We start from the raw sequence: 13,305 nt of genomic DNA on the forward strand, positions 1-13,305 counted from the left end.
GCCGCATGACGACGGGGCGAAGTATCAGGGCCCGGGATTAACCAACAGCGTCCGTCTTCGGACCCGGCCCTCTCGCGTGCTCCTTGCCTCAGATCACCGGGGCACTGGGCGACCCGGCCTCACTGCTGCTCGCGGGAGCGCTGCTGATGACGGTCTCCGGGGCGCTGGAGCTGGGGCCGCTTGCGGAGGTCGAAGAGGTCGGCGACGTCGACGTGCTGGGCGAAGCCGGGGGCGTCGTCGGAGTTTCCGACGACGACGGCGACTCGGAAGGCGGGGTGTCCGACGGCTTCGGGGTCGTCGGCGGCTTGCCCGTCGGCGACTTCGTGGGCGACTTGGACGGCGACGCCGAAGGGCTGCCGGTGCCCTGCGTGCCGCTCGGGTTGTCCGACGGCTGCCCCGTCTCCGGCGGCGTCGGGTCGTCCGACGTCCCGTACGTTCCGTCGGGGCCCGGATCCGTCGGCGTACTCACGGATCCCGTACCGGAGTCGCTGTCGCCCTTCTTCGCCTTGTCCGCGCCCAGGCTGTCGTCGTCGGCGCCCTGACTGGCCGACGGGTTGACGCCGACCTGCTCGGCCGGGGCTCCGGTGTTGCCGTCCGAGGTCGCGCCGAGCGTCACCACGGTGCCCAGGACCGCGACGAGCAGAACGCCCGCGCCCGCGGCCACCAGGTTGCGCCGGGTGCCGCTCACCAGTCGGCTCGCGATGCCGGCGCGCTTGTGGTCGGGGCCCGGCCCGGAGCGGTGGGTGACCAACGTCGAGGGCTCGCCCGGCTGTTCGGCGAGGAAGGCTGCCGGTACGCCTCCCGGAGGCGACGCCGACTCCTCGTACCGCGACTCGGACACCTCCTCACCGGCCGCCGTGCCGGCGCCGGACACGACGGCTCCGGAGCGGTCGGTGACCAGGGCGAGGGCGCGGCGGCCCGCGACCGTGCCGCGCTTGTCGGCGAGGGCGCCGCGCAGCCCGATGGAGGCCTCCAGCTCGGCGCGGGCCCGGTCCAGCTGGCCGCCGCAGAGCGCGAGGATGCCCAACTCGTGGTGGAAGTAGGCCTGTTCGGACACCTCGCCGGAGAGCCTGGAGGCCTCGGCGCCGGAGCGCAGCGCGCGCTCCCAGGCGCTCCAGTGCAGACCGCCGGCGAACGCGGGCGCGGCCGTACGCGCGAGCTGTACGGCGATGCTCTCGTCCTGCTCGTCGAGCGGGGGCGCGGTGAGCGGGACCAGGACGGTGAGCGCGGCGAGCAGGGCGTCGGCCTCGGCGCAGACCCGCTCCGGGGTCACCGAGGGGTGCCCGGCCCACCAGGTGTAGTGCCGGGCCGCCGCGAGCGCCTGCTCCTCGGCGCGGTCCGCATATCCGGCGGCCTCCAGCTGGGCCTGCACACCGGCTGCGAGCCGGTAGCGGGAGCCGACCGGAGAGACCAGCGCGCAGCCCGCCAGTTCAGCGAGCGCGGCATCCGCGTGGGTGTCTCCGACGAGCGCGGGCAGATGCGCCTGATGCGGCACCTCGCCGCCCAGCGCGATCGCGAACCGCAGGGTCGCGCGCGCCGACTCACTGAGCCGGGACGCGAGCAGCGAGGCGGGCGCGGCGCCCTCGGCGAGCGAGGGAAGCGGTACCTCGTCGTGGTCGGCCGCGTCGAAGGCGGCATCGACCGGCACGTCCTGGAAGACGCCGAACCCCTCGACGGCGCCCGCACTGGCACTCAGCTGGTCACGCTGCCGCAGCAGCGCCCCGGCCTGCATGAAGCGCAGCGGCAGTCCTTCGGACTCGAACCAGAGGTCGCCCGCCCAGTTCGACTCCTCCTCGGTCAGCACGCGTCCGACGGCCCGCTCCAGGAGTTCGAGGCCGCCACTGCGGTCGAGGCCGCCGAGGAACACCTCTTCCAGGAGGGAGTCGGCGGTCGGCGCGGCCACGTCGGGTGTCGCGGCGATCACGAAGGCGCACTCGGGGGTGGCGTCGAGCAGTTCGTCGAGCGCGGCACCGCCGAACTCCGCGTCGTCGAGGACGACGACCGCACCGATCTCGTTGACGAGGCGGAGCAGTTCGTCCCGTTGCGGCCGGTACAGGGGCGCTTCGTAGACGGCGCCGAAGAGGTCGTGGAGCACATCGTTCGCCGTGCGCCGGTATCCGGAGAGGCGTACGACACCGTCCGGTGCGAGGTCCGCGCAGTCGTCGGCGACGGCGTCGAGCAGGCTGCTGCGGCCCGAGCCCGCGGCTCCGGTGAGCCGTACCGAGCGCCCCCGCGCCAGGAGGCGTACGAGCCGCTCGCGCTCCTCCTGGCGCTCCAGGAGCGGCAGGCGTGGCTGGGCCGGGCCCGGCGGGATCGGCGGCTGGGTCGCGCGGCTCAGGTCGGCGCGGTCCGCCGCGCTGTACTTCACCGGCCGCGGTGGCCGCTCACCCGGCGGGCAGGCTTCTATCTCGCTGCCGTCGACGGGGTTGACCGTGAGCAGGAAATCGCCCGAGACGAGCTGAACCGTGCGGGCGAGCGCCGGTGTGTGGTGCCCGAAGTCGGTCGTGAGCGGTTCGCGCGGCGGGCGCGAGCGAGGCGCCTGGCCGTCGTCGTCATGGCCGTACTCTTCGGGTCCGCGGTTGTTCGGGTCCATGTTCCAAGCCCCCCAAAAGCGTCGTGTGCGGGTGGTGTCGCCGGACTTCCGGCGCACTCGGGCCCCTCCCGGCCTTGCCGCACACTGCGCTGTCGCTTCTGGTCCGGTGCCTGCTCCAGGGTTTCAGTCAGCAGGCAGGCGAACCCTAAACCTTCGCACAGTATCTACGAACGGCCGGGGTACCGCGCCGTCCGAGACGTCACAGCTTCGTGAGGATTGTGCGCGTGATGCCGTACGTACCGTTGCGCGGCTCACACCCGGGGCAGTGACTCCACGCCGATGCCGCCCTCGATCGCCAGGATCCGGTGCAGCCGGGTGGCCACGAGGAGGCGCTGCATCTGCGGTGGAACGTCGCGCAGTACGAGCCGTCGGCCGCACCGCCCGGCGCGTCGGTGGGCCCCCATGATGACACCGAGTCCGGTGGCGTCCCAGGAGTCCAGCTCGGACAGGTCGAGCACCAGGTCGCCGGCTCCGTCGTCGACGGCCGAGTGCAGGACCGTGCGGGCGTCCGCCGCGCTGCGTACGTCGAGGCGGCCCCCGACGACCAGCTCGGCGTGGTCGCCCCTGATGTACATATGCGCTCCCCGAGAGTGCTTCTCGTACTCCGCGTCTGTCTGTGCCCCGTCTGACTGCCCGAAGGGCAGTGTGGTTGCTGCTTGTAAGCGAACCGATACCGAATTCACCTCAAGGGGTGATGCCCCAGAGGCACGTGCGGTTTCAGTGGTGAGCGCAGACGGGTGGTACTTGATCTTCAGTGCTTGTAGAAGCCCTGCCCGCTCTTGCGCCCGATGTCACCGGCGTCAACCATCCGGCGCATCAGCTCGGGCGGCGCGAACTTCTCGTCCTGGGTCTCGGTGTAGATGTTGCCGGTGGCGTGCAGCAGGATGTCGACGCCCGTGAGGTCGGCGGTGGCCAGGGGTCCCATGGCGTGGCCGAAGCCCAGCCGGCAGGCGAGGTCGATGTCCTCGGCGCTGGCCACACCCGACTCGTACAGCTTGGTCGCCTCGACGACGAGTGCCGAGATGAGACGGGTCGTCACGAAGCCGGCCACGTCACGGTTGACGACGATGCAGGTCTTGCCGACGGACTCGGCGAACCCCCGCGCGGTCGCGAGGGTTTCGTCGCTCGTCTTGTAGCCGCGGACCAGCTCGACGAGCTGCATCATCGGCACCGGCGAGAAGAAGTGCACGCCGACGACCCGCTCCGGGTGTTCGGTCGCCGCCGCGATCTTCGTGATCGGGATCGCGGAGGTGTTGGAGGCGAGCACCGTGTCGTCGCGGACGATCCTGTCGAGCGTCCGGAAGATCTCGTGCTTGACCTCCAGCTTCTCGAAGACCGCCTCGACGACGATGTCGGCGTCCGCGGCGGCTTCCAGATCGGTGGTGACCGTGATGCGGGCCAGCGCCGCGTCCGCGTCCGCGGCTTCCAACTTGCCCTTGCTGACGAACCTGTCGTACGAGGTCCTGATGCCGTCGATGCCACGCTTCAGCGCCTCGTCGGTGACATCGCGCAGGACGACGTCCCAGCCCGCCTGCGCGGAGACCTGGGCGATACCGGACCCCATGAGTCCGGCCCCGATGACGGCGAGCTTCCGTGCCACTCCGACTCCCCTTAACACCCTGTTCAAGTTGCCTCTCCGGCGGACCCTAGCGCTCACGAGGGCCTGGATGACGGCTTAGTAATGCGTGTCACGTCTCACGGCGTGAGACGGTGGTCACGTCTCAACAGACGGACTTGGCGATCCTCCCCGCGGCCGAGACCGAGAGAATTCCGACCTCCGTGGTCGGAGCGCCAATTCCTTGCGGGTTCACGCTGGTTGGCGCTTCACGGACCGGCTCACGCCGAGGTCTCCACACCCTGTGACCCGTATGCCCGCGGGCCGGAGTGCCGGAGTGCCAACGCTTGGCCCCCTTCCGAGTCCGCACATGCCGTTGCTGAAGCCTCCGGTAACGCTCAGCCGCGCCAGAGGTGATGAAGCTGACGTACCAGTGTCTGCCGTCACGGGTCATGGTGGCCGATTTCACCGCACCACCGACGGGCCGGGACCAGCGGAAGGTCACCCCGTCTCACTAACGCCATTCCCGAGATCAGGACACCGGTGCGAAGCAAGAACAATTGCACGGGATCGAACACGGAGAGTGCGCAGGTAAATTGGGCCTCATGGTCAATCTGACGCGCATCTACACCAGGACCGGCGACCAGGGCACCACCGCTCTCGGCGACATGAGCCGGGTCGCCAAGACCGACCTGCGGATCTCCGCGTACGCGGACACCAACGAGGCGAACGCGGTGGTCGGGACGGCGATCGCGCTCGGCGGGCTCGACGCGGAGGTCGTCAAGGTGCTCACCCGCGTACAGAACGACCTGTTCGACGTCGGCGCGGACCTGGCGACCCCCGTGGTCGAGGAGCCCGAGTTCCCGCCACTGCGGGTCGAGCAGTTCTACATCGACAAGCTGGAGGCGGACTGCGACCGCTTCAACGAGCAGTTGGAGAAGCTCCGCTCCTTCATCCTGCCCGGCGGCACGCCCGGCGCGGCTCTGCTGCACCAGGCGTGCACGGTCGTACGACGTGCCGAGCGGTCGACGTGGACGGCGCTGGAGGTCCACGGGGAGGTCATGAACCCGCTCACCGCGACCTACCTCAACCGGCTGTCGGACCTACTCTTCATCCTTGCCAGGACGGCGAACAAGGAGGTCGGGGACGTGCTTTGGGTCCCGGGCGGAGAGCGCTGACTCCGGCGGCTTCTTCGGCCAGATGGTGTACGTCAGCGCGATGACGCCGTGGATGCCGGCGGTCCTGAGCGAGATCCACTGGAAGGACCGCAGCGACGAGGTGTCGCCGTCGCCGACGTACCGGATCGCGGCCTGCAGCAGCGCGCAGGCGACCGCCGCCATCAGGACCGTACGGAGCCACAGCCTGCCCTCGTGGCGGGCGCGCGCCACTCCGTAGCGCGGGGGCTTCGGCGGGCGTGGAGCCCCGGCCAGACGGTGGGCTGCGTGGCCGTCGAGCCGGCGGATCGTGGAGTGGCCGTACGCCACGGTGAAGCCGATGTAGAGCGCCGCCAGGCCGTGTTCCCAGCTCGGCTCGGCGCCGTTCCTCAGGTCGATCGCCGTCACGACGAAGAGGACCAGTTCAAGGACGGGCTCGCAGAGCAGCAGCACCACGCTCGTACGGCGCCACTTCAGCAGGTAGCGGACGGCCAGGCCCAGGGCCAGCAGCACCCAGAAGGCCGCCTCGCAGACGATGATCAACGTGACGATCACGTTCGGCTCCCTTCGGTCACCCTTCAAGGCTCCCGTCGGGCCCCGCCCGGATCGTCGTCGCCATTGACGAAGTCGCGCTGCATCTTTCGATGTAGCCGCGGACCGTCCCCCGGGATCAGGCGCCGAGCACATACGCCGTGTTGGATGGAGTCATGGCCGTACGACTCCCCCGCCCCCATCGAGACGACGTGTGGATCGCGCTCTCCGGCCTGCTCGGCGGACTCCTCCTGTACGCCGTCGGCCTCGGCGTCCGGCCTGCGGAGGAGCCGATCGTCCTGTGGCCCGACAGCCGCGTGCTGCTCCTGCCGCTCGTCGTGACGGCGGGCTGCGAGCTGCTGCGCCGGACCAAGCCGCGTACGGCCCTGCTGATCGGCACGGTCGCGGTGACCGTCGACCTCTTCACGCGCGGCAGCCTGGCCACCGTCCTGATGTTCACCGACCTCATGTACGCGGCGGTGCTCTACGGTCACGCGGCCGCCGCCCGGCGCATCCTCTGGATCACCGGGCTGATCACCGTGGCCGCCACGGTCGTACCCGTCGCGGTCTGGCACGTGCCGGAGGCTCTGCTGGTCGGGGTGGGCGTAGGCCTGGTGGCGCTGACGCCCGCCGCGACCGGCTGGATCGTCCGCAACCACCGTGACGCCGCCGTCGCGGAGCGCCTGCGTGCCGAACAGACCGCCCTGCTCGCCGGGATCGACCGGGCCCAGGCGGTCACGGCCGAACGTGCCCGGATGGCACGTGAGTTGCACGACATGGTCGCCAACCACCTCTCCGCGATCGCCATCCACTCCACGGCCGCGCTCTCCCTCGACGACCCGAAGACCTCGCAGGACGCGCTCGCCGTGATCCGCGAGAACAGCGTCGAGGGTCTCGCCGAGATGCGCCGGCTGATCGGGATCCTGCGCGACGAGAGCGGCGACCTGGAGCCGTCCGCCGCTCCCACCCTGGACGGTCTCGAAGCGCTGACGGAGGGCGCCCGCACCAACGGGCTCGACGTCACTCTCGACGCCACCCACGAGGCCAGGCTCCCCGCCCCGGTCGAACTCGCCGCGTACCGGATCGTCCAGGAGTCCCTGACCAACGCCCTCAAGCACGCCTCTCCCGGCCGCGTGACCGTCACCGTGGCCCAGCTCGACGGCTCCCTCGCCGTGCGGGTGACCAGCCCGTGCGGCGACCGTGACGGGCCACGCGCGCCCGGCTCGGGGGCCGGTCTGATCGGCATGGAGGAGCGGGTCGCCCTACTGGACGGCAGGTTCGCGGCGGGCCCCGAGGACTCGGGCGGTACCAAGGTCTGGAGGGTACGGGCCACCCTGCCGATCGCCCGAAGAACTCAGGGAACCCAGAGCAACCAGCGCACCCGTGGAGGAAGCGAATGATCCGCGTGCTCGTCGCCGAGGACCAGGCCGCCGTACGGGCCGGACTCGTCCTCATCCTGCGCAGCGCGCCCGACATCGAGGTGGTCGGCGAGGCCGCGGACGGCGAGCAGGCGGTCGCGCTCGCCCGTCGACTCCGGCCGGATCTGGTCCTGATGGACGTCCAGATGCCCCGGCTCGACGGCGTCTCGGCCACCCGCCGGGTCGTCGACGAGCAGCTGGCCGACGTACTCGTCCTCACCACCTTCGACCTCGACGAGTACGTCTTCGGGGCGCTGCGCGCGGGCGCCGCCGGGTTCCTGCTGAAGAACACCGAGGCGCGCGACCTCCTCGAAGCGGTCCGCACGGTCGCGCGGGGCGAGGGGCTCATCTCCCCCACGGTGACCCGTCGGCTGATCGCCGAGTTCGCCGCGAAGCCCGTACGGGGTCCGGGGGCCGACCCGACGGTCCTCGAAGCCCTCACCCGGCGGGAACGCGAGGTGCTCTGCCGCCTCGGCGAGGGGCTGTCCAACGCGGAGATCGCCACCCGTCTCGACATGGCGGAGGCGACGGTGAAGACCCACGTCAGCCGCCTCCTGGCTAAGCTGGGGCTCCGCAGCCGGGTCCAAGCGGCGGTGCTGGCTCAGGAGTTGGGCGTGTAACAAGTAACCCCGCGCATCCGCTTCAGTGGTCTGGACCTATTGACCTATGGTCCAGACCTTTCTATTGTCCTGCGCACCTCATCAAAAATCCCCCGGAGGACCGCGGATGCGCTTCAGACACCGAACCAGACAGAGGGTCGTGGCAGGTCTCACCACCCTGCTGCTCCCGTTCGCCGCCATGGTCGGCCTCGCGAGCCCCGCCCAGGCAGCCACCAGTGCCACCGCCACGTACGCCAAGACCCAGGACTGGGGCACCGGCTTCGAAGGCAAGTGGACCGTCAAGAACACCGGGACCACGAGCATCAGTTCCTGGACGGTCACGTGGGACTTCCCCGCCGGCACGTCCGTGACCTCGGCCTGGGAAGCCGACGTCACGTCCTCCGGCACTCACTGGACCGCGAAGAACAAGTCCTACAACGGCACCCTCGCGGCCGGCGCCTCCGTCTCCTTCGGCTTCAACGGAGCCGGCACCGGCGCCCCCTCCAACTGCCTCGTCAACGGCGGCACCTGTGACGGCGGCACCACGCCGCCGCCGGTCCCCGGCGACGCGCTGCCCTCCGCGCCCGGCACCCCGACCGCGTCAGCCCTCACCAACACCTCGGTGAACCTGTCCTGGTCCGCGGCCACCGACGACAAGGGCATCAAGAACTACGACGTCCTACGCGACGGCGCCACGGTCGCGACGGTGACCGGCACCTCGTACGCGAACACCGGCCTGACCGCCGGCACCACCTACTCGTACACGGTCAAGGCCCGCGACACCGCCGACCAGACCGGTCCGGCGAGCGGCGCGGTCTCCGTGACCACCACCGGCGGCACCACGACCCCGCCGGCCGGCGGCAAGGTCAACCTCGGCTACTTCACCGAGTGGGGCATCTACGGCCGCAACTACCAGGTCAAGAACCTGGACACCTCCGGCTCCGCGTCGAAGATCACGCACATCAACTACTCGTTCGGGAACGTCACGAACGGGCAGTGCGTGATGAGCGACTCCTACGCCGCCACCGACAAGGCGTTCACCGCCGCCGACTCCGTCAGCGGCGTGGCCGACACCTGGGACCAGGCGCTGCGCGGCAACTTCAACCAGCTGCGCGAGCTGAAGGCCAAGTACCCGAACATCAAGGTGCTGTGGTCGTTCGGCGGCTGGACCTACTCGGGCGGCTTCGCCCAGGCCGCGGCCAACCCCACCGCCTTCGCCCAGTCCTGCAAGGCCCTGGTCGAGGACCCGCGCTGGGCCGATGTCTTCGACGGCATCGACATCGACTGGGAGTACCCCAACGCCTGCGGCCTCACCTGTGACACCTCCGGCTTCAGCTCCTTCAAGACGCTGACCTCGGCGCTGCGCACGGAGTTCGGCAGCAGCTACCTGGTGACCGCGGCCATCACCGCCGACGGCTCCTCCGGCGGCAAGATCGACGCGGCCGACTACGGCGGCGCCGCCCAGTACCTCAACTGGTACAACGTGATGACGTACGACTACTTCGGCGCCTTCAACCCCACCGGCCCGACCGCCCCGCACTCCCCGCTGACCTCGTACACCGGCATCCCGACGGCCGGCTTCAACTCGGCCGACGCGATCGCCAAGCTCAAGTCGAAGGGCGTGCCCTCCAACAAGCTGCTGCTCGGCATCGGCTTCTACGGCCGCGGCTGGACGGGAGTCACCCAGGCCACCCCGGGTGGCACGGCGACCGGCGCGGCACCGGGCACCTACGAGGCAGGCATCGAGGACTACAAGGTCCTCAAGACGACCTGCCCGTCCACCGGCACCATCGCCGGCACGGCGTACGCGTTCTGCGGCAACAACTGGTGGAGCTACGACACCCCGGCCACCATCGGTACGAAGATGGCCTGGGCCAACTCCCAGGGCCTGGGTGGCGCGTTCTTCTGGGAGTTCAGCGGTGACACCGCGAACGGTGAACTCGTGAGCGCCATCAAGAACGGTCTCGGCTAAGAAAGTTAAGTAGGAAAGTCAGGCCACATTGACGCGCTGACCGGGCGGGGCTGCTTCCAGCCACGCGAGAAACCCGGTCAGCGCGTCTTCGCTCATCGCCAGTTCGAGACGCGTACCCCTGTGCAGACAGGCGAGGATGATCGCGTCCGAGAGCAGCGCCATCTCCTCCTCGCCCTCCGGGGCACGCCGTCCGGCCACCTCGATCGCCGAACGTTCAAGGACGCGGCGCGGGCGGGGGGCGTAGGAGAAGACGCGGTACCACTCGATGCGGTCGCTGTTGTAGCGGGCGACGCCGTAGCCCCAGCCCTTGCCGTTGGTGTCGGGTTTCTCGGGCACGTCCCAGCGCAGGCTGCAGTCGAAGGTTCCGCCGGAGCGCTGGATCAGTCGGCGGCGCAGGCCGAAGACGAACAGGCCGATCACTACGAACGCCACTACCAACCCGCACACAGTCAGAGCGAGGACCATCGACACCGACCTCCTCGTCTCCTAGGTAAAGCAGGTAATGAAACGGAAAAAAGCACCCGCATCGCCTCAGCCGCGACCCGGTCCGGAGCAAGCTCCGGTCCTGGCCGCGGCTGAGTCACTTCTTGTCGCGCGCTGGTTTCAGCTCGTCGACACCGCTCGCAGACGGACGTCCGCGCGACGCTCGGCGGAAGCGTCACCGTCCGCCTTCGCGCGCTCGAGCTCCCGCTCCGCGCGCTGGACGTCAATCTCGTCCGACAACTCGGCGACCTCCGCCAGCAGCGAAAGCTTGTTGTCCGCGAACGAGATGAAACCGCCGTGCACCGCGGCGACGACCGTTCCACCCTCACTCGTACGAATGGTCACCGGGCCCGACTCCAGCACACCGAGCAGCGGCTGGTGACCGGCCATGACGCCGATGTCGCCGGACGTGGTACGCGCGACGACCAGGGTGGCCTCGCCGGACCAGACACTGCGGTCCGCGGCGACGAGCTCGACATGCAGCTCAGCAGCCAAGGTGGGCTCCTCGGGTCACCACCCGGCTTTGCCGCCGGGTGTTGGGTCAAAGTCTAGTAGGCGTACGTGAGGGGACGGGACGCACCCCGCGAGGTGCGGCCCCGCCCCCTCACCAAGAAGCAGTACTCGGTCAGGAGACCGTTCAGGAGACGCCGAGCTCCTTGGCGTTCTTCTTGAGGTCCTCAATGCCACCGCAGAGGAAGAACGCCTGCTCCGGGAAGTGGTCGTACTCGCCGTCGATGATCGCGTTGAAGGCCGTGATCGACTCCTCCAGCGGAACGTCCGAACCGTCGACGCCGGTGAACTGCTTGGCGACGTGGGTGTTCTGGGACAGGAAGCGCTCCACGCGACGGGCGCGGTGGACGGTGAGCTTGTCCTCCTCGCCCAGCTCGTCGATACCGAGGATCGCGATGATGTCCTGAAGGTCCTTGTACTTCTGCAGGACCGACTTGACACGCATCGCGGCCGCGTAGTGGTCCGCCGCGATGTAGCGGGGGTCCAGGATGCGGGACGTGGAGTCCAGCGGGTCCACGGCCGGGTAGATGCCCTTCTCGGAGATCGGACGGGAGAGAACCGTCGTCGCGTCGAGGTGGGCGAAGGTGGTGGCCGGGGCCGGGTCGGTCAGGTCGTCCGCGGGGACGTAGATCGCCTGCATCGAGGTGATCGAGTGACCACGGGTCGAGGTGATGCGCTCCTGGAGGAGACCCATCTCGTCGGCCAGGTTCGGCTGGTAGCCCACCGCGGAGGGCATCCGGCCGAGCAGGGTCGAGACCTCGGAACCGGCCTGCGTGAAGCGGAAGATGTTGTCGATGAAGAACAGCACGTCCTGCTTCTGCACATCGCGGAAGTACTCCGCCATGGTCAGACCGGCAAGGGCCACCCGGAGACGGGTGCCCGGGGGCTCGTCCATCTGACCGAAGACAAGCGCCGTCTTGTCGATGACGCCGGACTCGGACATCTCCTCGATGAGGTCGTTGCCCTCACGGGTGCGCTCGCCGACACCGGCGAACACGGAGACACCGTCGTGGTTGTTGGCGACGCGGTAGATCATCTCCTGGATGAGCACCGTCTTGCCGACACCGGCACCGCCGAACAGGCCGATCTTTCCACCCTTGACGTACGGGGTGAGAAGGTCGATGACCTTGACGCCGGTCTCGAACATCTCGGTCTTCGACTCGAGCTCGTCGAAGCGCGGGGCCTTGCGGTGGATGGTCCAGCGCTCACCCGTGTACTTCTCGTCGGAGTTCAGCACCTCGCCGAGGGTGTTGAACACCTTGCCCTTGGTGAAGTCGCCGACCGGGACGGAGATGCCCGTGCCCGTGTCGGTGACCGCGGCCTGGCGAACCAGACCGTCGGTGGGCTGCATGGAGATGGTGCGGACCACACCGTCACCCAGGTGCTGGGCGACCTCCAGGGTCAGGATCTTCTTCTCGCCGGCGTTGGCCGGGTCGGCCACCTCGACGTGAAGGGCGTTGTAGATCTCCGGCATCGCGTCGACGGGGAATTCCACGTCGACGACCGGGCCGATGACCCGGGCGACGCGGCCCGTGGCAACGGCCGTCTCAACTGTCGTCGTCATTACTTGTCACTCCCCGCGGTCGCGTCGGCCAGGGCTGCGGAGCCACCGACGATCTCGCTGATTTCCTGGGTGATTTCGGCCTGGCGGGCCGCGTTGGCAAGACGGGAGAGCGTGGTGATCAGGTCTCCCGCGTTGTCGGTCGCCGACTTCATCGCGCGGCGCGTGGCGGCGTGCTTGGAGGCAGCCGACTGGAGCAGCGCGTTGTAGATACGGCTCTCGACGTACCGCGGCAGCAGGGCGTCAAGGACGTCCTCCGCCGACGGCTCGAACTCGTACAGCGGAAGGATCTCGCCCTTGGGCGCCTCCTCCGCGACCTCTTCGAGGCGCAGCGGCAGCAGTCGGCTGTCGACCGCGTTCTGCGTCATCATCGAGACGAACTCGGTGTAGACGATGTGGAGTTCGTCCACGCCGCCGTCAGCCGTCTCCTTCTCGATGGCCTCGATCAGCGGACCCGCGACCTTCTTCGCGTCCGCATAGGTGGGCTCGTCGGTGAAGCCCGACCACGATTCCACGACCTTGCGCTCGCGGAAGTTGTAGTGGGCCAGACCGCGGCGGCCGACGATGTACGTGTCGACCTCCTTGCCCTCCGCCTCGAGGCGCGCCGTCAGCTGCTCGGCGGCCTTGATGGCGCTGGAGTTGAAGGCGCCTGCCAGTCCGCGGTCGCTCGTGAGGAGCAGCACCGCGCTGCGGGTCGCCGTCTCCGCCTCCGTGGTCAGCGGATGCTTGGTGTTCGAGCCGGTACCGACCGCCGTGACCGCGCGGATGAGCTCGGTCGCGTACGGCGCGGAGGCCGCCACCTTGCGCTGCGCCTTGACGACGCGCGAGGCGGCGATCATCTCCATCGCCTTGGTGATCTTCTTGGTCGCGGTGACGGACTTGATACGACGCTTGTAGACCCGGAGCTGGGCTCCCATGAGTCAGGTCCC

Annotated in this window: 12 protein-coding genes; 4 read left to right on the forward strand and 8 right to left on the reverse strand. The window is 69.3% G+C overall.

The genetic code is table 11. The features are described from left to right. Window positions 1-88: 88 nt before the first annotated feature. The 3 genes from ACFWP7_RS19070 to ACFWP7_RS19080 all read right to left on the reverse strand — a co-directional run bounded on the left by ACFWP7_RS19070 (window position 89) and on the right by ACFWP7_RS19080 (window position 4,193). Window positions 89-2,593: an ATP-binding protein gene (locus tag ACFWP7_RS19070; RefSeq protein ID WP_384382700.1), complete on the reverse strand. Its 2,505-nt coding sequence runs from the start codon at window positions 2,591-2,593 to the stop codon at window positions 89-91. Window positions 2,594-2,844: 251 nt separating this feature from the next. Next, the gene (locus ACFWP7_RS19075) at window positions 2,845-3,168 is read right to left on the reverse strand and encodes an STAS domain-containing protein (RefSeq protein WP_020136551.1); all 324 of its coding nucleotides are present in this window, start codon (window positions 3,166-3,168) and stop codon (window positions 2,845-2,847) included. Between the two features lie 176 nt (window positions 3,169-3,344). Beyond that, entirely contained in the window at window positions 3,345-4,193 is an 849-nt protein-coding gene (locus tag ACFWP7_RS19080) for a 3-hydroxyacyl-CoA dehydrogenase family protein (RefSeq protein ID WP_384382701.1), read from the reverse strand. Window positions 4,194-4,753: 560 nt separating this feature from the next. Here ACFWP7_RS19080 and ACFWP7_RS19085 point away from each other — a divergent pair. Then, on the forward strand, window positions 4,754-5,326 hold the full coding sequence (locus ACFWP7_RS19085; RefSeq protein ID WP_384382702.1) for a cob(I)yrinic acid a,c-diamide adenosyltransferase: 573 nt from the start codon (window positions 4,754-4,756) through the stop codon (window positions 5,324-5,326). On the opposite strand, the gene ACFWP7_RS19090 is transcribed toward ACFWP7_RS19085, so the two are convergent. Then, window positions 5,252-5,857, reverse strand: a complete 606-nt coding sequence (locus ACFWP7_RS19090) for a hypothetical protein (RefSeq protein ID WP_384382703.1) — start codon at window positions 5,855-5,857, stop codon at window positions 5,252-5,254. The two genes, ACFWP7_RS19085 and ACFWP7_RS19090, sit on opposite strands and share 75 nt — an antisense overlap. Before the next feature lie 152 nt (window positions 5,858-6,009). Between ACFWP7_RS19090 and ACFWP7_RS19095 the strand changes: the two genes are divergently transcribed. From ACFWP7_RS19095 to ACFWP7_RS19105, 3 genes are all read left to right on the forward strand, one after another. Beyond that, window positions 6,010-7,233, forward strand: a complete 1,224-nt coding sequence (locus tag ACFWP7_RS19095) for a sensor histidine kinase (RefSeq protein ID WP_384382704.1) — start codon at window positions 6,010-6,012, stop codon at window positions 7,231-7,233. Further along, window positions 7,230-7,871, forward strand: a complete 642-nt coding sequence (locus tag ACFWP7_RS19100) for a response regulator (RefSeq protein ID WP_384382705.1) — start codon at window positions 7,230-7,232, stop codon at window positions 7,869-7,871. The genes ACFWP7_RS19095 and ACFWP7_RS19100 overlap by 4 nt, the downstream gene beginning before the upstream one ends. Before the next feature lie 106 nt (window positions 7,872-7,977). Further along, entirely contained in the window at window positions 7,978-9,822 is a 1,845-nt protein-coding gene (locus ACFWP7_RS19105) for a glycosyl hydrolase family 18 protein (RefSeq protein ID WP_384382706.1), read from the forward strand. An 18-nt stretch (window positions 9,823-9,840) separates the two neighbouring features. On the opposite strand, the gene ACFWP7_RS19110 is transcribed toward ACFWP7_RS19105, so the two are convergent. From ACFWP7_RS19110 to ACFWP7_RS19125, 4 genes are all read right to left on the reverse strand, one after another. Then, a complete protein-coding gene (locus ACFWP7_RS19110; protein WP_384382707.1) occupies window positions 9,841-10,287 on the reverse strand; it encodes a DUF2550 domain-containing protein in 447 nt (148 codons plus the stop codon). Between the two features lie 138 nt (window positions 10,288-10,425). Next, a complete protein-coding gene (locus tag ACFWP7_RS19115) occupies window positions 10,426-10,800 on the reverse strand; it encodes a F0F1 ATP synthase subunit epsilon (protein WP_384382708.1) in 375 nt (124 codons plus the stop codon). A 142-nt stretch (window positions 10,801-10,942) separates the two neighbouring features. Continuing rightward, window positions 10,943-12,379 (reverse strand): F0F1 ATP synthase subunit beta, encoded by a 1,437-nt coding sequence (gene atpD / locus ACFWP7_RS19120; protein WP_384382709.1) that lies wholly within the window; start codon window positions 12,377-12,379, stop codon window positions 10,943-10,945. Beyond that, window positions 12,379-13,293, reverse strand: coding sequence for a F0F1 ATP synthase subunit gamma (locus ACFWP7_RS19125; protein ID WP_384382710.1), 915 nt, complete (start codon window positions 13,291-13,293; stop codon window positions 12,379-12,381). Before ACFWP7_RS19125 ends, atpD begins: the two co-directional genes overlap by 1 nt. Window positions 13,294-13,305: the final 12 nt, after the last annotated feature.

Source organism: Streptomyces sp. NPDC058470 (assembly GCF_042721055.1).
GTDB lineage: Bacteria > Actinomycetota > Actinomycetes > Streptomycetales > Streptomycetaceae > Streptomyces.

Coding starts and splice junctions, on each gene's coding strand:
- ACFWP7_RS19070 (WP_384382700.1), bottom strand. CDS start 2,593: ATGGACCCGAACAACCGCGGACCCGAAGAGTACGGCCATGACGACGAC.
- ACFWP7_RS19075 (WP_020136551.1), bottom strand. CDS start 3,168: ATGTACATCAGGGGCGACCACGCCGAGCTGGTCGTCGGGGGCCGCCTC.
- ACFWP7_RS19085 (WP_384382702.1), top strand. CDS start 4,754: ATGGTCAATCTGACGCGCATCTACACCAGGACCGGCGACCAGGGCACC.
- ACFWP7_RS19095 (WP_384382704.1), top strand. CDS start 6,010: ATGGCCGTACGACTCCCCCGCCCCCATCGAGACGACGTGTGGATCGCG.
- ACFWP7_RS19100 (WP_384382705.1), top strand. CDS start 7,230: ATGATCCGCGTGCTCGTCGCCGAGGACCAGGCCGCCGTACGGGCCGGA.
- ACFWP7_RS19105 (WP_384382706.1), top strand. CDS start 7,978: ATGCGCTTCAGACACCGAACCAGACAGAGGGTCGTGGCAGGTCTCACC.
- ACFWP7_RS19110 (WP_384382707.1), bottom strand. CDS start 10,287: ATGGTCCTCGCTCTGACTGTGTGCGGGTTGGTAGTGGCGTTCGTAGTG.
- atpD (WP_384382709.1), bottom strand. CDS start 12,379: ATGACGACGACAGTTGAGACGGCCGTTGCCACGGGCCGCGTCGCCCGG.
- ACFWP7_RS19125 (WP_384382710.1), bottom strand. CDS start 13,293: ATGGGAGCCCAGCTCCGGGTCTACAAGCGTCGTATCAAGTCCGTCACC.